The sequence below is a fragment of the Rhodococcus sp. NJ-530 genome (assembly GCF_003860625.1).
In the GTDB taxonomy this organism is placed as follows: domain Bacteria; phylum Actinomycetota; class Actinomycetes; order Mycobacteriales; family Mycobacteriaceae; genus Rhodococcus_F; species Rhodococcus_F qingshengii.
Genome location: NZ_CP034156.1, coordinates 459,480 through 477,734, shown reverse-complemented (window position 1 = coordinate 477,734; position 18,255 = coordinate 459,480). Strand labels below are relative to the sequence as shown.

Annotated in this window: 14 protein-coding genes; 11 read left to right on the top strand and 3 right to left on the bottom strand. The window is 61.5% G+C overall.

Annotated elements, in window-relative coordinates:
* Positions 1–245: 245 nt before the first annotated feature.
* A complete protein-coding gene (locus tag EHW12_RS34060) occupies positions 246–1,322 on the bottom strand; it encodes an acyl-CoA dehydrogenase family protein (RefSeq protein WP_058036918.1) in 1,077 nt (358 codons plus the stop codon).
* Entirely contained in the window at positions 1,322–2,500 is a 1,179-nt protein-coding gene (locus EHW12_RS34055) for an acyl-CoA dehydrogenase family protein (RefSeq protein ID WP_058036917.1), read from the bottom strand. Before EHW12_RS34055 ends, EHW12_RS34060 begins: the two co-directional genes overlap by 1 nt.
* A gap of 237 nt (positions 2,501–2,737) precedes the next feature.
* Here EHW12_RS34055 and EHW12_RS34050 point away from each other — a divergent pair, with 237 nt between their 5' ends.
* From EHW12_RS34050 to EHW12_RS34000, 8 genes are all read left to right on the top strand, one after another.
* The gene (locus tag EHW12_RS34050) at positions 2,738–3,505 is read left to right on the top strand and encodes a helix-turn-helix domain-containing protein (protein WP_054828477.1); all 768 of its coding nucleotides are present in this window, start codon (positions 2,738–2,740) and stop codon (positions 3,503–3,505) included.
* Positions 3,506–4,732: 1,227 nt separating this feature from the next.
* The gene (locus EHW12_RS34040) at positions 4,733–6,382 is read left to right on the top strand and encodes an NAD(P)/FAD-dependent oxidoreductase (RefSeq protein WP_125053546.1); all 1,650 of its coding nucleotides are present in this window, start codon (positions 4,733–4,735) and stop codon (positions 6,380–6,382) included.
* On the top strand, positions 6,379–6,675 hold the full coding sequence (locus tag EHW12_RS34035; RefSeq protein ID WP_054828475.1) for a Dabb family protein: 297 nt from the start codon (positions 6,379–6,381) through the stop codon (positions 6,673–6,675). Before EHW12_RS34040 ends, EHW12_RS34035 begins: the two co-directional genes overlap by 4 nt.
* Positions 6,676–6,740: 65 nt before the next feature.
* Positions 6,741–7,610, top strand: a complete 870-nt coding sequence (locus tag EHW12_RS34030) for an SMP-30/gluconolactonase/LRE family protein (protein ID WP_058036912.1) — start codon at positions 6,741–6,743, stop codon at positions 7,608–7,610.
* Positions 7,611–7,835: 225 nt separating this feature from the next.
* Complete coding sequence (locus tag EHW12_RS34025; protein WP_125053544.1) at positions 7,836–9,284, top strand: aldehyde dehydrogenase; 1,449 nt, start codon at positions 7,836–7,838, stop codon at positions 9,282–9,284.
* Between the two features lie 114 nt (positions 9,285–9,398).
* A complete protein-coding gene (locus EHW12_RS34020) occupies positions 9,399–10,679 on the top strand; it encodes a CoA transferase (RefSeq protein ID WP_125053542.1) in 1,281 nt (426 codons plus the stop codon).
* A 1,196-nt stretch (positions 10,680–11,875) separates the two neighbouring features.
* Positions 11,876–12,076, top strand: coding sequence for a 4-oxalocrotonate tautomerase family protein (locus tag EHW12_RS34005; RefSeq protein ID WP_054828455.1), 201 nt, complete (start codon positions 11,876–11,878; stop codon positions 12,074–12,076).
* A 461-nt stretch (positions 12,077–12,537) separates the two neighbouring features.
* Complete coding sequence (locus EHW12_RS34000) at positions 12,538–13,338, top strand: crotonase/enoyl-CoA hydratase family protein (RefSeq protein WP_054828456.1); 801 nt, start codon at positions 12,538–12,540, stop codon at positions 13,336–13,338.
* Positions 13,339–13,703: 365 nt separating this feature from the next.
* Here EHW12_RS34000 and EHW12_RS33995 read toward each other — a convergent pair whose 3' ends face one another.
* Complete coding sequence (locus tag EHW12_RS33995; RefSeq protein ID WP_125053538.1) at positions 13,704–14,168, bottom strand: hypothetical protein; 465 nt, start codon at positions 14,166–14,168, stop codon at positions 13,704–13,706.
* A gap of 229 nt (positions 14,169–14,397) precedes the next feature.
* Between EHW12_RS33995 and EHW12_RS33990 the strand changes: the two genes are divergently transcribed.
* Genes EHW12_RS33990 through EHW12_RS35770 form a run of 3 tightly spaced genes read left to right on the top strand, consistent with a single transcriptional unit; the run spans position 14,398 to position 18,237 of the window.
* Positions 14,398–16,095 (top strand): ISL3 family transposase, encoded by a 1,698-nt coding sequence (locus tag EHW12_RS33990; RefSeq protein ID WP_241199252.1) that lies wholly within the window; start codon positions 14,398–14,400, stop codon positions 16,093–16,095.
* Entirely contained in the window at positions 15,980–16,996 is a 1,017-nt protein-coding gene (locus EHW12_RS33985) for a tyrosine-type recombinase/integrase (protein WP_241199267.1), read from the top strand. Before EHW12_RS33990 ends, EHW12_RS33985 begins: the two co-directional genes overlap by 116 nt.
* On the top strand, positions 16,993–18,237 hold the full coding sequence (locus EHW12_RS35770; protein ID WP_241199251.1) for a hypothetical protein: 1,245 nt from the start codon (positions 16,993–16,995) through the stop codon (positions 18,235–18,237). Before EHW12_RS33985 ends, EHW12_RS35770 begins: the two co-directional genes overlap by 4 nt.
* Positions 18,238–18,255 lie beyond the last annotated feature (18 nt).

Genomic DNA, 18,255 nt, shown 5'->3' with positions numbered 1-18,255 from the left:
TCAGTGAGTCTCCGATCCCGGCCAACGAACTCGCTCGCAAACGCGTTCAGCACAGGCTTCCACCGCACCTGGTCCATCGCGCCCCTCCGAGATGCTCGCCGGTTGGGGGTATGCACGGGAACGCATGTGTTGGTGCCAACGCTGTTGCTGTGTAGGACTGTCGACTGTGGTCGGCTTCTGCATTCGACCTCAAGCAGGGAGGTGAAGGCTCGACCGCGGAGGAGATCGTGGCGGTTCCGTATGCATCACACGGACCTTGCGATCACGGCTTCGAGGTACCGGCTCGCGGCACCCTCGACGCAGGCGCCATCGACGACCATCGGCCAAACGCCGTCCATGCCGCCGACGATGGCCACGCGGGAGAGGACCCCCTCCCAGAACGCCGGTGACCCGAACTCGCCACGCCACTGCAGGGCGGGAAGGGTGACCCGGTGCAGGGTGTGCTCGTGGGTGGTCCCGATCGCGCCGTGCACCTGATGGACGTTGCGCACCGCCACGGCCAGAGCCTGCGAAACGACGCTGCGCGCGACCGCAACGCGAAACTGGGACAGCTCGCCGCCGAGGGCGTCGGCGAGCGCGGCGTCCACGGCAGCGCGGGCCAGCACGGACTCGGCGGCGATGTCGACGACGAGGTTCTGCACGGACTGGAACTTTGCCAGGGCGCGACCGAACTGGCTGCGGGCAGTGGTGTGCTCAATCGCCGAGGCGAGCATGCCGTCCATTGCCCCGACACACTGCACTGCACGGGCGAGCGCGCCGCGCAGGACGTACGCCTCGACGGCCGCCGTGGGGACAGGTGACCAGGAGATGCCCTCACCGACGATGACAGAGCCGGCCGGCACTACCGAGATGCCCTCAAGGGAAGTGATCGTCAACCGGTCGGTGGGCACGTCCGCGAGCTCGTGGGTATCGCCGGCGGGGCGCACGCACACTACAGTGGAGGTGGCACCGGCCCACTGGACACCATGTGCGGTCCCGGAGGAATCGAGCAGCGCGACGGTCGCGGTGGAGTCGGACGAGTCGTCGATCCCGGCGGCGCGCCGGAGCGGCCCGGCCAGCAGGTCAGTCTCGGCGTACGGGACGGCCACCCCGGCGGCAGCCGCGGTGCGCAGGAGCGCGGCGGCCTCGGCCCAGCCGGCTCCGCTGCCACCGCCGTCCTCGGGCGCGGTGAGCCTGGCGACGCCGACCTCCCGCAGTGTCGACCACACGGCGCCGGCGTCGGGCCTGACGTCCGGGCCGGAGAAACCGGAGACGACGTCGGAGAGCATCGCCTGCAGGTCCTCGTCGACTGAGAGGTCGACGGTCGTGGTGGTGGTGGTCATCAGCGCATCCCCAGTCCCCGCGCGATGACGCCGCGCAGAATCTCGTTGGTGCCGCCGCGGAGCGTGAAGCCCGGGCGCTGGTGGAGGCCCGCGCGCAGCAGGCCGTGGATCTCGGCGACCGCGGCGGTGCCGTTTGTGCCGACAAAACCTGGCGCCAGCTCGTCGCCGAACCGGGTGGAGACGGCGTCGACGATGTCACCCTCGGTGGCGGTGCCGAGCAGCTTGACGAGGGCTGCCGGGATGTCGGCGGGTTCACCTCGCTGCAGCGCGCCGGCGATGTTCTGGCTGAGGTTGTGCAGTGCGGCCATCCGGGCCACGGTCCGGCCGAGGTCGCTGCGCTCGGGTAAGGCTCCTGTGGAGATCGCACCGATCTCCGCTGCGAACAGGCGGAACGAGGAGAGGAACCGTTCAGGGCCGCTACGCTCGAAGGCGAGCTCGGAGTTGACCTGTTCCCACCCGTTGCCGAGGGCGCCGAAGACCATTGAGTCCGCCACAAAAACGTCCTCGAGGACGACCTCGTTGAAGTGATGGTCCCCTGAGAGGGAGACGATCGGCCGGACGGTGACGCCCTCGCTGCGCAGGTCGACGATGAACTGACTCAGACCCGCGTGACGGTACGAGATGTCGAGCGGTTCGGTGCGGCACAGGGCGATGAACGCCTCCGCGTGTTGGGCCCCGGAGGTCCACACCTTGGTCCCGGTGATCCGCCAGCCGCCGTCGACCTGAACGCCCTTGGTGCGGACACTGGCCAGGTCGGAGCCGGAGTCCGGTTCGGACATGCCGATACCGAAACAGCACTCGCCGGCGGCGATGCGGGGTAGATACTGGTGCTTCTGCTCCTCGGTACCGTAGCGAAGCAGGGAGGGGGCGATCTGTCGGTCGGCAACCCACTGCGCGGCGACGGGGGCGCCCACGGAGAGCAGTTCCTCAGTGACGACGAAACGCTCGAGGTGGGTTCGACCACGGCCACCGAACTCCGTGGGGATCGTCATCCCGACCCAGCCGCGTTCGGCGAGGCGTCGGGTGAAGTCCTCGTCCCAGCGGGTGAGCCAGGTGTCGACCCAGGGTACGAGACGCCCGGCGGCAACCTCCTCGGCGAGAAACGCGCGCACCTCGGCACGCAGGGCGTTCATCTCATCGGTCGCCACCGTGGTCGGTGGCGCGAGAGTCGAACTCATGGAGCCTCCTGATGAGTCCTGCCCGGGCGGCGCCCGGACGATCGGGTCGACTGTGCCGCTGTTCAGGGAGTGCGCACAGTCAAATCAAGGGGCAGTCCAGACCGCGGGTCGCGCTGCCGCGGAGGATGCCCCTCATCAATTGGAAAGTCTCCCAGAAATGCCATTGATACACAATAGTGAATTTCATTACCTATATACGAAATCTGCGCGTGGGGATGTCGTTGCTACGCTGTCGCAATGACGGACACTCATCCGCCCGCCGGAGCCATACCTTTCGAGCAAGTTCCCGAGCGTCCCCACCATCGCATGATCGACCGGGTCGCAGCAATCCTCGAACTCGTCGCACGCTCCGGTGCCGGTCTCACCCTCACGGCCGTGGCAAAGGCTCTCAACGCCCCGGTGAGTTCGGTGCATGGGCTGCTCAACGGTCTCGTCGCCGTCGGCTACCTCGACGAACGCGACCGTATCTACACCCTCGGTACAGCGCCCTACCTGCTCAACGTCATCGCGGGACGCCCCCCGGTCACGTCGATAAGTCACGAACAGCTTCAGCAAGTGCACGCCGAGGCTGGACTGACCATCGCGCTGTCCACCTCGGTGGGCGACGACCTGTTCTACGTCGACCACGTCTCCTCCGACCCGGAGTACGCGTACCTAGCGGAGAACCGATTGCGGCGCTCCCTGCTGCGCACGTCCGCGGGGTGGCTGCTATTGGCTGACCGCGAGCAGCGTGACATCTGGGCATACCTCAACTCCCGCCCGGCGGCCGACGCCGACTACATCGAGCAGTTCCTCTACTCCTTGGATGCGCTACGGGCCACCGGCGTGTGTGCCGCCCCGGGCGTGGCTGTCGAACGTGGTGACGGCGTGTCGGTAGCGCTCCGGGAACGCGGCCGAACCATAGCCACACTCGGTGTGGTTGGCGTTCGCGAGAAGATTGTAGAGCGGCGCGACGAGCTCGCTAGGATCTGCCTCCAGCACGCCGAGGAGTGGGGCTTTCGCTGACCCGCTAGGGGCGCGACTACGTGCGAATTCCGGTGCTCGAAGCTTCTCACACCATGGAGGGCGACCACGATCCCTCGTGTCAATGCCCCTGATACTTGCCCGCGAACGCCGCCAGCGCCTCACGGTCGGCCTCGGCGTGATGCGCGAGTGCCCACAGAGCGGCCGACAGCTTGAGAGCAGTGACTCTAGTGCTAGGACTCCCGCAGCAGTTTCTTTGCCCTTCACACCGAGTGGGTTCGTTCATACCGATCTCGATATTGACCGCGGCGGCAAGGGCAGGATCGACGATGATCAGATGCGACTCGAACTGGGGTTGGAGTCGCAGGTCCGCGCGTACGGGATTCGGGCGCGCTGGCAACTCCAGCGAGCACCCGTGGGCGGATCTGACCGGGATGCACTAGCCGCTGGGGGTTCGATCAGATCGATGAGAAGACCTTCAGAGTCGCTGGTGTGCGCCCGACTAATCAACTAATCGAGCGGAGCAGCAAACTCGTCGTGACCGGCAGCTCCCCGCGGAAACGCGATCAACGCCCACCAGCAGGGCTGTCGTTTATCGTCGCCTCCCAACTCTCCAGGCCAAGGAACCGGAAGGCCACTTCGGTCGCATGGTAACACTATCGCCGAAGGCAACACCGCGGAGTCGACTCGATGGGCCAGACCCTGACGTGCGTAACCGCGGGGTGGTGGCACTGAAAGTAGCAGCGCACCCAACGCGACCGGCCCGATCGCGAACGCCTAGATCGACCGTACGTAGACGACCGGGCAGAACCACTATGAACGTAACAATTCGTCAAGGTCGCCAAACATATGCATCACTCGAGCCGGCCGCGATGTCCCGAAAGGCAGTCGCGAATGCGAATCCCTCGGAAAGTCGACCAGTTCTGCTACCTCGCCACATGCGCACTGAAGGCCCGCCGGCCTTCCACCTACGAGACGATCGAGGCGTACCTGACCATCATGCTCGCCGCTCCAGCCACAGCCCCTTCATGCCGCGCGGTCACGCAGCAAAACGCAAATTGAAGTCAAAAAATTTCGTAATTATGAATTTTTATTTTTAGTTGCGTAATTCGAGCCTCCTATCTATGGTGTACACCACACCCAACGGAGACCTTGGTCGCAGCAGCACACGTTCCAGGTCTCACCCCTCCCGCACCTTCCACCCTCTAATCAGAGGCTTACAGCGAGCGGCGACCCTCCCCCAACTCAGCGTTCGAAAGGTCCAAATCGATGACCACAACCCACGCTCCAAAGAACGACCTGGAACAGTCTGCCGAAACACCTACCTATGACGTCATCGTTGTCGGTGGTGGTTTCGGTGGCATCTATCAACTGCGCCATCTTCGAGACCGAGGGTTCTCTGTGATCCTCCTTGAAGCTAGTGGCGGCTTCGGCGGGGCTTGGAGCCTCAATCGCTACCCGGGAGCAAGGGTCGACAGTCACGCACAGGTGTATCAGTTCACCGACGAATACCTCTGGCAGGATTGGGACTTCTCACAAAGGTTCCCCGATCATGAGGAGATGCGCAGCTACTTCAATTATGTTGACTCCAAACTGGACCTGAGCAAGGACAGTCGCTTCAACACTAAAGTTGTGAGCGCCACGTTCGATGAAGACCAGCGGATGTGGACGCTCGAAGCGCAGGACGGGGCCGCTTTTCGGGCGAGGTTCGTGGTGTTCGCAACAGGATCGACTACAGAGCCCTACATACCGTCCATCCCAGATATGGATGCGTACCAAGGAGAACTCGTTCACACTGCACGATGGCGATCCGACCTGGATATGGCGGGGAAACGCGTCGCGATTATCGGAACTGGCGCAAGCGCTGTTCAGGTTGTGCAGGAAGCAGGCCCAGTAGTCGACCACCTCACAGTCTTCCAGCGCACTCCTAACCTTTCGTTGCCCATGCAGCAGAAGTACTTCGACGACGAGGAACAGGCTGCGATCAAGAAGACAATGCCCGACGTCGCCGCGAAATCTCGTGAAACACACGCGGCGATCGACTACGACTTTGACCCCCGGAGCGGCGTCGAAACCCCTGAAGCAGAGCGCAATGCTGTATTTGAGCGCCTGTGGAATCAAGGCGGATTCGCATTCTGGCTGGGAAATTTCTCGGACTATCTATTCAATGAGAAGACAAATGCGCTGGCATATGAATTCTGGAAGAACAAGATCAAGCCCCAGATCAAAGACCCCCTCAAATCAGAGCTGCTGGCTCCAGAAGTCGCCCCTCATCCATTCGGAGCCAAGCGGCCGGCCCTTCATCAAAACTATTATGAGGTGATGAATCAGACGAACGTCTCGCTTGTCTCCAGCAAAGAGACCCCGATCGTCGGATTCACCGAAACTGGGATCCGCACAGCCGACGGAGCCGAGCACGGCGAGTTTGACATTATCGTTCTCGCTACAGGATTCGACAACAACACCGGCGCACTAACCTCGATCGACGTACGGAACGCGGATGGCGTCACTCTACGTGACAAATGGAGCCAGGGCGTAGACGCGTACCTCGGAGCAGTCACAGCCGGTTTCCCGAACGCCATTTTCGTCTACGGCCCCCAGAGTCCTGCTGCCTTTGGGAACGGGTCCACGAACGCCGAGCGTCAAGGCGAGGTCATGATCGAGCTTTTTGAATACCTTCGGTCGAACGGACTCACCCGTTTCGAATCGACGGTTGACGCGGACAAGGCTTGGACTAAGCACATCAACGAGACCGATGCCAAGGCGATATTCCATGGAACGAAGTCTTGGTACAACGGGGGCAATATTCCGGGCAAGAAAATGCAAATGCTGCAGTACCTGAATGGCTACCCGACATACATGGGATTCTGGCAGGCCGAGAAGGAGTCCGGCTACACTGACGGGCTGACCGTGTCATGACTTTCCATCACCTGGTAGCAATCACCTGGACGCAGTCAATCGACGAATCGAATATATCGGCGTTTTCAGAAGCGCTTGATCAGCTGTCTGTCGAATGTGCAGAGCTGCTACATGCCTATGCGCATGGAAGAGACGTCAGTTCGCGCGACGTGAGTAGCGACTACGGGATTTCCGCTACGTTTCATGATCCAACAGGCTACGCCGAGTACGACGTGCATCCTGCTCATATTCGCGCAAAGGAGCTGCTCTCCGAGTTCGCGGCGAAATACACCGTGGTGCAATTTGAGGCCTGACTAGCGCCTAGGATGCGTTTAACTCGAAGCTGCAATCGCCATATCTACCACCGAAAGGACAGGCAATGAAGAACCATTCACTGCAGACAATATCAAGTGGGCATGGCTACCTCGAAGCGCCACGCTGGCACGATGGTCGACTATGGGCTAGCGACTTTTTTGGCAAGCACGTTCTTCTTTTCGAAGAGGACGGCAGCCACACTGCATTCGCGACGTTCGAAGAGTCACCGTCCGGGCTTGGTTTCCTGCAGGATGGATCGGTCTTAGTGGTCCTCTTGGATCCGACGAAGAAAGAGGTTGTGCGAATCTCGTCCGACGGATCCGTCAGCGAGTATGCCGATATCGCGCATATCGCCCGCGGAATGGCAAACGACATGCTGGTATCGCCGTCCGGACATGCCTACATTGGTAACTTTGGCTTTGACCTTGGGGCTGAGGATCCGAAGGCAACAACTTTGGCCCACGTGACACCCGAGGGAAATGTAAGCAAAGTTGAAGGCGATGTGATATTCCCGAACGGAGCTGCTCTTAGTGCGGACGGTCGAACTTTGCTCCTCGCGGAGACTTTCGGTCACCGGATCGATGCTTTTGACGTAAACGTCGATGGTTCTTTGACTAATTTCCGAGTGTGGGCGCAACTCGATGAGAGCATGCACCCTGACGGGATTGCACTAGACACCGAGGGCGGCGTCTGGTTTGGCAATGGCCTGACCAACGGTCCGGAGAGCGGCTTCTACCGCGTTGTGGAGGGCGGCGAGATCACCGATTCCGTTCTCGTGCCTGACGCCTGGGCTGTTGCGTGCACGTTTGGCGGATCGGACCTGGATGTGCTGTACATGTTTTGCAATGCGACCACGCTTGAGCAGTTCGGTGAAGGTAAGTCACAAGGCACCGTCCGCACCGCGCAGGTGAATCGACGTGGCGTCGCACAGTAGCCTGGCGGGCCTGACTTCCTAGATGTGGGTCGTCCGTACGGAGTTCGATAGGGCCCGAGACGGACCGATCGGTATGGGGGCGAGTAGTCATCTAGTCGTTCGCTTCAACTGTAGACGCTCCAACGCTTTGCCCTTCTTTTGACTGCGGCAGTGTATTGACCGCAATTGTTCTTCGCAAGAAACCTTGGCAGACAAGGTATATGACCATTTTGGAGAGGTGACATTATGCCCCCAGCCGGTGGCGCCGACCGCAGAAAGTTCTATATTAACGGACAGTGGCGAGAGGCTGTCGAACCAGAATTATTCACTATTGCAGAAGCAGCAACCGAGCGGCCGCTAGGCGTTGCCGCAATGGGTGGTCCTTCGGAGATTGACGAAGCTGTTCTGGCCGCACGGGCAGCACTCGACAAAGGCCCCTGGGGGCGTTCCACCCCGCACGAACGGGCCGAGGCTATGCGGCGGTTCGCCGATAGCCTCGAGCGCCGAGGAGAATCCACCGCGAGCTTGGTCAGTCAGCAGAATGGCATGATTAAGCCTTTATCGATTATCAGTAACGCTGCGGCCCCGGCAGCGATACTGCGGTCAATGGCAGAGCTCGCCGAGGTACGGACTTTTGAGACTCGCCGTCCCAGCAAGAAGGGGCACACCATTGTGCGGCGAGAACCAGTCGGTGTCGTTGGTGCAATCGTTGCGTGGAACTATCCTCAGTTGCTGGCTATGGCCAAGATCGCTCCTGCTCTCGCCGCTGGGTGCACTGTCGTTTTGAAACCTGCCCCCGAAACTGCACTTGACGCCTATGTGCTCGGGGAAGCAGCCGAAGATGCAGGTCTGCCGCCTGGAGTCCTCAACATTGTTGCTGGTGGCGTTCGCGCGGGCGAGGCCCTTGTCGCCCATCCGGGTGTGGACAAGATTGCATTTACCGGTTCAACGGCTGCAGGGCAGGCGATAGGCGAGGTGGCAGGCCGGTCCCTTAAGAGGGTATCGCTTGAGCTCGGCGGCAAGTCGGCGGCCGTCGTGCTCCCTGATGCGGATCTGGATGTCTTCGCTAGGAGCCTCGACGACGCCATATTTAAGAACGGGGGGCAGACGTGCACCACAAACTCCCGTATCTTGGTTCCCCATGGTCGTTCCCGGGAAGTTCTAGATGTCCTGGCTGCCTATGTGGATGATCTGGTGATGGGGGACCCGCTTGACGACACGGTCACTTTGGGCCCGATGGTGAGCGATCAACACCGAGAGCGAGTTAGAAACTATATCCGGCTTGGGGAGTCTGAGGGATTCCAGCTTGTCCGTGGCGGCGCCGAACCGCCTGATGGCCTAACGCGAGGGTGGTTTGTTTCGCCTACTATTTTTGGAAGCGTGGACAATAACAGTCGACTGGCACAGGAGGAGATATTCGGTCCTGTCATCTCCGTTATCCCGTATAGGTCCGAGGATGAGGCCGTTCGTATAGCAAATGACACCGCCTTCGGTTTGGGCGGGGTCGTATTTACTGAGGATCACGAGCATGGCCTGGATATCGCGTCACGTATCAGGTCTGGCACAATGGGGATCAATTATTATTCGATGGACATCGGCTCCCCCTTTGGTGGCGTGAAGCACAGCGGAATTGGGCGAGAATTCGGCCCTGAGGCGCTGGATTACTATCTTGAATACAGGTCCATCTATGTCTAGTCGCCTCGGAGCCTTCCGACCCCACTCCCTGTTCAATTGTATGCCTAAAGGCTCCATGATTTACCTTCCCCCTCGGCCGGCCCGACCCTTCAATACCCACCAGAATGAGCAGCCATGACCGACTCGACAGTCAACGCCCTTTCGGCCGACGTCTGGGACGCCTCTTCCAATTCAGCCGCCTGGGACGCCTCTTCCAATTCAGCCGCGCTGCCTCCGCGGACTGGCGCGCTCACAGACATTCGCGTCGTCGACCTGTCTCGGGTGCTCGCCGGACCACTGTGCGGGCAGATGCTCGCTGACCACGGTGCGGACGTAACGAAAGTAGAGCCACCAGCCGGCGACGAAACCCGCGGTTGGGGCCCGCCGTTCGTCAGAGAAGACCACAGCACGTACTTCGACGGGCTCAACCGCAACAAGCGCAACATCAGCGTCGACCTACGAATCGAAGAAGGACAGCAACTTCTGCGCCGAATGCTCGCCGAGGCCGACGTCGTGATCGAGAATTTCAAGGCCGGGACGCTCGAGAGGTGGGGCCTGGGAGACGACGTACTCGCCGCGGAGTTTCCGCGTCTCGTACACTGCCGGATCACCGGGTACGGTACCGACGGGCCGCTTGGTGGCGCGCCGGGGTACGACGCAGTGCTTCAGGCACTGTCCGGGCTGATGAGTATCAACGGCGAAGCTGACGGCGAGGCGATGCGAATCGGGATCCCGCTGGTGGATATCATCACCGGCCTCAATGCGATGAACGGCATCCTCATGGCGCTGCACGTCCGGCGCGAGACCGGACGCGGGCAGCTTGTCGACCTCGCGCTCCTCGACAACGCGGTGTCGATCCTGCACCCACACGCCGGCAAATGGTTCGCTACCGGCGTCGCGCCGGAACGCACCGGCGTCGCCCATCCCACCATCTGCCCTTACGAGACGTTCATCTGCAGTGACGGACCGTTCTTCATTGGTGCCGGCAACGACCGACAGTTCCGGTCGCTCGCCACCGCGTTGGACGCGCCCGAGCTCGCCGAGGACCCACGGTTCACCACGAATACCGATCGTATGGCGAACACAGTACAGCTGCGCAAGATCCTCGGCGGACTCATCGGCGGTTGGCAACGCGAGGCCCTGGCCGCCGCACTTCGACTGGCCGGCGTTCCCTCGGGGGCAGTAAACAACGTCGGAGAGGCACTCAACCTTCCGCAGGTGCGGCACCGAAAGATGGTGATCGAATGCGACGGGTACCGAGGTGTCGGCGTACCAGTAAAGCTGTCCGACTCCCCCGGTTCAGTGCGATTCGGCCCTCGCCACCGCGGCGCCGACACCAACACTGTTCTCGCCGAGCTCGGACTTTCCGAGAACGAGGTTGCGTGTCTACGCGACTCCGGGGCATTGCCGGAATAACGGGGCCGATCACTCGACGAGGGGAGCACCGCCTGACACTGTTCCCCAATGCGGGCCCCACCGGCGAGCTTGCAGGGCCGGTGGGCTTCACTGACATGATCGCCGCCCTAGTGGTCCTAGCGCCGGTGCGCAGCAACACCCGTGAATTCCGTCATTCGGGAGCGTTCCGAGGACGGCATACCGATGGCAGGTCCCCGATAGTCGGACCACCGTGTTCTAGAGTCCGGTTGCGTGAGTTCAGTCAATCTCGCAACCCACGGGTTGGTGGGTGTGGGTGCATTGGGCAGCGCACACGGCCGGGGTGAGGTAGCCCAGCGATGAGTGTCGGTGCCGACTGTTGCGGTCGTCCTTGAAGTCTCCGATCACGACCGTCGCTTCGAGTAGACTCGTCCAGTGATTGCGGTTGAGGCATTCCTTCCGCAGTCGGTTGCATAAGGATTCGATGTGTCCGTTGTTCCACGGTGTCCCTGGCGAGATCTAAGAGATACCGATCCGATCCCGGCAGAACTGTTGCAGCACAATGGATATGAAATCCGGTCCGTTGTCCATCCGCAACACCAGCGGCGGTCCACCCCACAGCGCGAACGCCTTGTCCAACTCGATCCAAGCGAGCCATCGCACCGGCCTGGAAGTAAGCAATCATTGAAACCTTCGTCGCCCCGCACCGCCCATTCGTGGTCCCCGTCGAAGACACCGAGCAGCACCGCATGCTCTGAAGGCTCGAAGTAGCGGCCGGAAGCCGGTTCCAGCAGCACATGCTTCTCCGTGAGACGAACCCGCCCGAGCCCGTCGACTCCCAGAACTCGCGCCGTCGATCGAGTTCGATCAGAGATTCACGCCAATCTCGTAGTGGTGTTTCACAATTGCTCAAACAACTCATGTTCGTACGGAGCGCTTTCGCCCATCAACTCTGAAGGCCCCGGAGGGCTCGGCTTCCAGGCACTGTACTGGCGACGCGCCATTAACGCGGTCATACACAGATGATCTTATCCACAATAAAGAATGGCTATCTGACACTTACTTGACTCCAAGCTAAAGTGACACGACACACGAAACTCGTTGCACCCCAACGCTTTTAATCGATACTCAAGGCTGTTACCCTTAGCCGTGGCACGGTTCCCGCCGATCAATTGATCTCGATTAGCGAAGTTGTTTGTCGAGTGCCTTTCCCAACAGAAACCCTCAAGGAGCACGCTATGCCGCTGTTGCATGTGACGCAGACCCCCGGCCAATCCGCCGAAGCGAAGCGTGAACTATTGAAAAAGCTGACCGCCGCATACGTGGAAGCGACAGGAGCGAAACCGGCAAGCGTCTGGGTGACGATCGAAGAAGTGTCGAAGGACGATTGGGCCATCGGCGGTGAGACTCTGACCGAACGAGCCTCGAAGCCGGCCTGACCGACGTTCGGCGAGCGACTCCGACTTCTCGTTCGGCCACCTCGGTCGCGCGAAAGGCCGGAACCCACCCTCGGTTCTCACTGAACGTCGGCCGCCCCCGATCAACTGGATGTGGTGCCCTCCGCTCACCTGCTGAGCGGAGGGCACCACAACAAACTCGGCGGGCTGCCACTGTGGCCTGGATCTAGGTGGAGAATTCGAGCTGAACCGATGAGTAGGTCTCAGCCATCGCCGAGACGAACTCCTCGGCAAAACTCACGTGGTCGGGATGTGTCGGGTACGCGCGAAACTCGTCGAAGCCATCAATGTTGCGGAAACGGCGCAGTCGGCGTTGCCGTCCTTGATTCCGAGATCTCGGCCGTATGGATACTGCAGGTCTGCGGACGGCAGCCGAAGTCGGGACCGACAACTAATAAGTCAGTCATCGTGACTGATTGACCTTCACACAAGGAGCAACTTTCATGGATGATCCCGTTCTCGTCCAGCGCGACGGTGTTATCGAGACCTGGACAATCAATCTGCCCGAAGAACGCAACCCGATCTCCGGTGAGGACGTGATCGATGCGCTCGTAGCGTGCGTGGCCGCTGTCAATGCCAGCCATGAGACCAGAGCAGTCATCGTGACGGGCGCAGGTTCCGCGTTCTCGGCCGGCGGTAACGTGAAGGACATGGCGGAAGGCCGCGGGCTATTCGGAGGCAAGCCTCACCAGCAGCGCGAGGGCTATCGGAAAGGAATTCAACGTATACCTCGGGCGATGTACAACTGCGACGTCCCCCTGATTGCGGCGGTGAATGGCCCCGCAGTGGGCGCCGGCTGCGATCTCGCGCTCATGTGTGACATGCGGATCGCCTCCGACACGGCCTTCTTCGCAGAAAGCTTCGTCAAGCTGGGCATTATTCCTGGGGACGGTGGAGCGTGGTTGCTGCCACGCGCGATCGGTGCGGCCCGCGCTGCCGAGATGACGTTGACCGGGGACCGCGTCGACGCGGCGACTGCACTGGAATGGGGGCTGGTCTCCCGGGTCGTTGCCCCGGAGCAGCTGCTCGACGAGGCGCGCGGGCTGGCCGAGCGCGTGGCGGTCAATCCGCCGAACTCGGTGCGGATGGCAAAAAAGCTTTTGCGTGAATCCCAGCATCTGAGTCTCGATAGTTTGCTCGAGTTGTCCGCTGCTATGCAAGCGCTGTCCCATCACACCGCCGACCACCAGGAGGCCATCAGTGCGTTCTTGGAGAAGCGTCCGGGTTCCTTCACAGGTGAGTAGCAACTGAATTCGCTTGAGGCTGGGTCGGTATCACCGGAGAATGACCGCCCAGCCGCCGGCGAGCTCAGTATGAGAACCACAAACGAGCAGGATCTATCGAGGTTGCCAGGCCGGCTCCCGTCTCCCAAAGCACCTCGTGTTTGAGTAGCGGTCCCGACTTGAGGGACGAGAAGTTGGCGGCGGCCGGGTCGCCGAGGGCCCGCCACACCCAGGTACGGCCACCGCCATGGCAGGTGCCGCCCGAGAGCGGTAGCGGCCCAGACGTTCCGGATACCGCGCCGGCAACTGATCGGCCATTGGGCCGAGAGGCGCCGCGATTGGCGCTGGCGCTCCTACTCCACGATGAGATGGTCTCGTTCTTTGCGTCAAATTCTTTGCGTCAAAGCCGCGGCAGCTGCTTGCGCAGCATCTTCGGCTTCGTATTGGCTTTCCGCCACGACGACTGCGTACGCCTCACCTGAGAATCGGTCGGAAGAATCGGTCGGAAGAATCGGTCGGCCCAGACGTACCACGCCCGGGGTGGTCAGTGGAGGCACGATCTTTCTCAGATTCAGGTCGGTGCCGGTGAAGACGCCATGCACACCAGGGGAAGACTTAGCAGCTTGCGTGTCGACCGACAGCAGACGGCCATGCGCAATCGGACTACGGACGAATCGTGCGTAGAGCGCACCGGGCACCCTGCTATCGTCGACGTAATGCCCCTGACCAGTCAAGATTCGGCGGTCTTCTTGGCGGCTTACGGACTTGCCGATCACCTGTGTCGGTCCCCGCAGACACAGGTGATCTACGTCGATCTTGAGCGAAACTGCCTTCTGCGATGACTGATTCATTGGGCTCTACATCACTAGGTCGTGTAGCTTGTTCGCGTCCAGCCCATCGTGTCAACGACGGGTTGGAATTGGTTCTGGCCCACTTTCCGTGATGGCTTGCCTCGCGCCGCGTGTCGTTCCGGCAGGAGTAGAAATCGGCGAGAGATGATCGTTCTGGTGTTCTGAGAACTGTTGTGATCTGCGTGCCCTCCTTCCGCATCTGGCGGGTGTCGAAATCGATTCGGTAGATGTGACCGCCGGTGGAGTCCGTATTCGGGCGTCGCCGTTGTCGACTTCGGCGAGCTGTCCGACGTGCGACGCTTCGTCGAAGGGGGTCCACAGTCGCTACGAGCGCACGCTCGCCGATACCGCTATAGCTGACCGATCAAGTTACGTTGTCTTGCAGGTGCGTCGGTTTCTGTGCTCGAACACCGGCTGTGACCGACGCACATTTGTCGAGCAGATCGACGGACTGACCAAGGCTTACGCACGAACCACTCCGCTGCTGCGCGAAATCCTCGAGAAGATCGCGCTTGCGCTGGCCGGACGAGCCGGATCGAGGTTGGCGTCCACGCTGGGAGTTTCCGTCGGACGCTCTACCTTGTTGAGGCTGGTCCGAGCGTTGCCCGACCCTCCAGCCGGTGTGGTGACGGTGCTTGGCATCGACGACTTCGCTCTCCGTCGGCGGCATCGGTACGGCACAATTCTGATCGATATGGATACTCACCGTCCGGTCGATGTTCTGGCCAACCGGAAAGCCGAAACAGTTACCAAATGGCTCACCGAACATCCGGGAACACAGGTGATCTGCCGTGATCGCGCCGGCGCGTATGCCGAAGCCGCCCGTGCTGGAGCGCCGGATGCGATCGAGGTCGCCGACCGCTGGCACCTATGGCACAACCTCGCCGAAGCAGTGGAGAAAACTGTTGCAGCCCATCACCATTGCCTGAAGAAGGAGTCCGAGTTAGAGCCTGAACCTTCGATCGAACGCACCGCGTCGGAGCAACTGAGGATGGCCGCCGAACAGGTACACGCCACCCGTCAGGAGAGTTCGATACTCGCCGTTCGCACGAAGAATCGCTTCGAGACGGTCACAACTCTCAAGAACGAAGGCATAGGAATCAGAACGATCGCACGGCAACTCGGACTGGCTAGGGAGACCGTCCGCCGTTTCTACTACGCAAGCAGTGTCGATGAATTGTTGGGAGCGCCGCGGGCCGGCCGGCTAACTATGCTGGACAGGTTCGCCGTCCACCTGCACGAGCGTTTCAACGACGGATGCACCTCCGCCGCTGCACTTTACGAAGAACTTCGAGCATTGGGGTATCGCGGCAGCTACAGCTCCGTCCGCGACTATTTGAAACCGCTGCGCACCATCGGCGCGGCGCCAGCCAGAAAACAAATTCCGAAGGTCCGACGAATCACTTCCTGGATGTTGCGTCACCCCGACAACCTCACCGACGACGAGCAGATCGGACTCAAGCAGGTTCTCGCCGGCTGTCCACATCTCGAAGCAACTGCAGGACATGTCGCATCGTTTGCGGAGATGCTCACCGAACGCCTTGGGAAACAATTGAACTCGTGGATGGCGGCCGTCTCGGCTGATGATCTGCCGCAGCTGCATCGTTTCGTCCGAGGGCTCGACACCGACCACGCTGCGGTCCTGAATGGACTGACTCTGCCGTACAGTTCCGGTGCTGTCGAAGGGCACGTGAACCGAATCATTCTGTGGAATCTGACCACGCGGACGATCATGTTCTCCTCGGGGTTGACCACGGAACTGAGGAGACGATATGAGCGGCACGGTGACACTGGAGAACAAGTGGCCGGTACTGGGCCGGCATGCGCAGGCGACCGACTGGCTTCGGCTATGGACCGATCTCGGGCGGGCTCCCCGAACGATCGACGCCTACGCGCGGGGACTTGCCGAGTATCTGCAGGTGTGTGAGCGGGAAAGTGTCGATCCGCTCACCGCCACCCGCGCCCATATCGGGATTTATGTGCGGGAGTTGACCGAACGTCCCAGCCTCAGAGGCCCGAACGTCGTGTCCATCGACTCCAGTGCCGGGCTGGCGAATGCCACGATCCAGCAGCGACTGGTGTCGGTGCGACTGTTCTACGACTACCTCATGGAGGAGGGACTCCGCGACTCCAATCCCGTTGGCCGGGGCCGATATACGCCCGGTCGGCGCGGCAGTGGGCGCCAGCGTGGGCTTGTGCCCCGATTGACGAAGCTGCCGTGGATCCCCACCGAACAGCAGTGGGCGGACATCCTCGAAGTCGCCGCCGCGGAACCGGTCCGAAACAAGGTGATGCTCGCCCTGGCCTACGACGCAGCATTGCGCCGTGAGGAACTGTGCTCGCTGCGCACCGACGATCTCGACCCCGCCCACCGCACCCTGAGAATCCGGGCGGAGACGACGAAGAACCGGCTCGAGCGGATTGTGCCGTACTCGGCTACGACCGGCGTGCTGCTATCGGGCTATCTCGTGCACCGGGCAAGTTTGAGCAGGTCACGTGGACCGCTGTTCCTGTCGGAGTCCCGCCGTAACCATGCGCAACCGTTGAGCCTGTGGACCTGGTCGAAAGTGGTGCGCCGGATCGCCCTTGCCGCCGATGTTCCGAAATTTTCCACCCACACAACCCGGCACCTGTGTCTGACGGATCTGGCCCGGATGGGTTGGGAATTGCATACGATCGCGACCTTCGCCGGGCATCGCCATACTGACTCGACGCTGCGATATATCCACCTCTCTGGGCGGGATCTCGCCGACAAGTTCGGCCGCAGCATGGACCATATCCACGCCCAACGCATCGCGATGCTCGCGGCGGCAGGAACACCACGGTGACCGCGATATTGAAGTCCGACTTCGATATTGATCCTGAATCTCGTTGGTGCTCACCGATTGTCGGGAAGGAATTCGATACCACTGTTGCGGTCCGCGTGGAGGAGTCCCGGGCCATCGGTGAACTCGGCGCCCGCAACCTGCGGCGGCTGCAGTATCACGATCCGACCGCGCCGGGTTGGCGTGTGATCGGACGGCTGCTGCGACCGCTGGAGGCAGTCAATGCAGGGCTGGATTCGCCGCCCACTGCGCATCGGAGGCGCGCCATGGACGATGCAATCGCAGTGCTGCTGACGCGTTGTGCCGAAGTGGGGCAGACCTTTTGGGGTTGGAGCACCGAAGAATGGATACATCTACTCGGCCGCGATCAGGCAGAGTTCCGCCGGAACACACCCGATTGGGCCGGCGACGAGGTCCGCCCGTACCTCGCCGCGCACGCCTATCTGCTCGGTTCCTTCACCGAGTTCCACCGACTCGGCAGCTTCCAACGACTCACCCTGTCGTGGCGAATCTTTGGTCGCGACCGGGTCAACGGCGAAATCGACCGGCTCCGTGAAGTTCTCGCCGAGTGGGGCTATCGACTCGGCCGTGATGGCGACACACTGCTGCCGATGGTGCTCAGTCAACTGTTCCTGCTCAACAGCAGCCCACATCTCGAGGACCTCGGCACCGAAGTGTTCGATCGTGTCCGCCATGACGGACTGCTCGGCGGGGCCCGACTCAACGCTGTCCATGCCGTGCAGCGGGCGGTGAATGCTCTGGGATTCTGTGCCCCTCCGCCACGCAGCCACGATCGTCGCTCGGCTCGGGCAGTCGGCGGTGCGCAGATCTGGCAGCAGTGGGTCGACCGCTGGTACGCGACGTCGACATTGACGCCGCGAGCACGCGGCAACGTCCGGTCACGTCTGCTCAAGGTGGGCCGCTGGATCGCAGCCGAGCATCCCGATGCCGCCGATCCGGCTGCGTGGACGCGGCAGACGTGTGCGGCCTGGGTCGCCGCGGTTGACCGGATGAACGTCGGGGACTACGTGCACCGCACCACCGGACTCGAAGAGCGCGTGGGTAAGCCTCTGCAGGCCTCGACCAAAGATGTTCACCTGTCGTCGATCCGAAGGTTCTTTACCGACTGTCAGGAATGGGAATGGCTACCACGGCGTTTCGATCCAGGGAGGGCACTGGCCACTCCACGCAGCATCACCGCACTCCTCGGCCCGAACCCTCGGGTGATCGCCGACGATATCTGAGCCAAGCTGCTGTGGGCG

Bases quoted from the DNA above. Each gene is read 5' to 3' on its own strand.
- EHW12_RS34060 (WP_058036918.1), bottom strand. From the start codon at position 1,322: ATGACCACCACCACCACGACCGTCGACCTCTCAGTCGACGAGGACCTG.
- EHW12_RS34055 (WP_058036917.1), bottom strand. From the start codon at position 2,500: ATGAGTTCGACTCTCGCGCCACCGACCACGGTGGCGACCGATGAGATG.
- EHW12_RS34050 (WP_054828477.1), top strand. From the start codon at position 2,738: ATGACGGACACTCATCCGCCCGCCGGAGCCATACCTTTCGAGCAAGTT.
- EHW12_RS34040 (WP_125053546.1), top strand. From the start codon at position 4,733: ATGACCACAACCCACGCTCCAAAGAACGACCTGGAACAGTCTGCCGAA.
- EHW12_RS34035 (WP_054828475.1), top strand. From the start codon at position 6,379: ATGACTTTCCATCACCTGGTAGCAATCACCTGGACGCAGTCAATCGAC.
- EHW12_RS34030 (WP_058036912.1), top strand. From the start codon at position 6,741: ATGAAGAACCATTCACTGCAGACAATATCAAGTGGGCATGGCTACCTC.
- EHW12_RS34025 (WP_125053544.1), top strand. From the start codon at position 7,836: ATGCCCCCAGCCGGTGGCGCCGACCGCAGAAAGTTCTATATTAACGGA.
- EHW12_RS34020 (WP_125053542.1), top strand. From the start codon at position 9,399: ATGACCGACTCGACAGTCAACGCCCTTTCGGCCGACGTCTGGGACGCC.
- EHW12_RS34005 (WP_054828455.1), top strand. From the start codon at position 11,876: ATGCCGCTGTTGCATGTGACGCAGACCCCCGGCCAATCCGCCGAAGCG.
- EHW12_RS34000 (WP_054828456.1), top strand. From the start codon at position 12,538: ATGGATGATCCCGTTCTCGTCCAGCGCGACGGTGTTATCGAGACCTGG.
- EHW12_RS33995 (WP_125053538.1), bottom strand. From the start codon at position 14,168: ATGAATCAGTCATCGCAGAAGGCAGTTTCGCTCAAGATCGACGTAGAT.